This is a genomic window from Oleiphilus sp. HI0117 (genome assembly GCF_001635235.1).
In genome coordinates this window covers 1-1,308 of the sequence record NZ_LWGA01000049.1, presented here as the reverse complement: position 1 = coordinate 1,308, position 1,308 = coordinate 1, and the positions used below count along the sequence as shown (strand labels likewise).

At 42.5% G+C, this 1,308-nt stretch carries 1 protein-coding gene; it reads right to left on the bottom strand.

What is annotated here, in order from left to right:
• The coding region (gene mnmE, locus A3757_RS00870; protein ID WP_068738993.1) for a tRNA uridine-5-carboxymethylaminomethyl(34) synthesis GTPase MnmE at nt 1–1,246 on the bottom strand (1,246 nt) is incomplete at its 3' end.
• Nucleotides 1,247–1,308 lie beyond the last annotated feature (62 nt).

The window sequence follows — 1,308 nt, the reverse complement described above, 5'->3', positions numbered from 1 at the left end:
CTGTTAGCTGTCTTCGACCAAGATTTACAGCATCCAAAGCACGATTTAAGGCATCTAGGTGCCGTCTGCGTGCAGTAAATGTACCTTCATTATTAGCCTTATAACCAACGCACTCTTTAAGGTGATCTTGTAGTAAGCTTAAGCCTTGTTTTTGCTTAGCGGATAAAGAAATAAGTGGGAATTCACCAAGCGAAGCAGTCGATGGGGCTTCTGACGTTTTATCCACTTTGTTTCGAACAATTGTTATATGGTCCTGATTATCGAGCTTTTCCAAAAACTCTGGCCATAGCGTGTCTGGTAATGAGTCAGAGTTTGATTCAATAGATGAAGCATCAACAACTAAAAGAATTCGATCAGCTTGTTCAATTTCCTGCCAAGCTCTATCAATACCAATCTGTTCAACTTTATCAGTACTTTCTCGAAGCCCTGCCGTATCAATAATATGTAAAGGCATTCCATCAATATTGATCTGCTCTTTAAGCACATCACGTGTAGTTCCTTCAATATCAGTCACAATAGCTGAATCGCGTCCTGCTAAAGCATTCAGCAAACTAGACTTACCTGCATTTGGACGACCGGCAATTACCACCCTCATTCCTTCAGTTAGTAGTGCCCCTTGATTCGCATTATTGATTAAGTCATTCAAGGTATCAATCAGAGTATCAACTTGCTCCAGGACATGTGACTCAGAAAGAAAATCAACTTCTTCTTCAGGGAAATCAATTGCTGCTTCCACGTACATTCGGAGTTTAATCAAGCCGGATACAATGGCATCAACTTGCTGAGAAAAGTCCCCTTGTAGGGAACGCAAAGCAGAACGAGCAGCCTGCTCGGAAGTACTGTTTATTAAGTCAGAAATAGCTTCAGCCTGAACCAGATCCAGCTTGTCATTAAAAAAGGCGCGTTGAGAAAATTCTCCCGCTTCTGCTAAGCGAGCACCATTCGAAACGATGGCTTTTAACAAAAGATCCAGAATGACCGGGCCACCATGAGCTTGGAACTCAACGACGTCTTCACCGGTAAAGGAGTGGGGACCTTTAAAGTACAGGGCAATTCCCTGATCTAAACGTAAACCATCTGGATCATAGAAATCGCAATAATGTGCATATCGATTCTTAGGCTCAAAATGAACCATCAGTTTAGCGATATCTAAGGCTTTTGGGCCTGATACCCTGACAATTCCAACTCCGCCACGACCTGCCGCCGTAGCAAGAGCTGCAATAGTGTCTTGATAATATTCACTCATATCAAGAACAGGGTAGATTAAGCGTTAGCTTTTTCGATTTGTCTGGTAATTACCCACTGCTG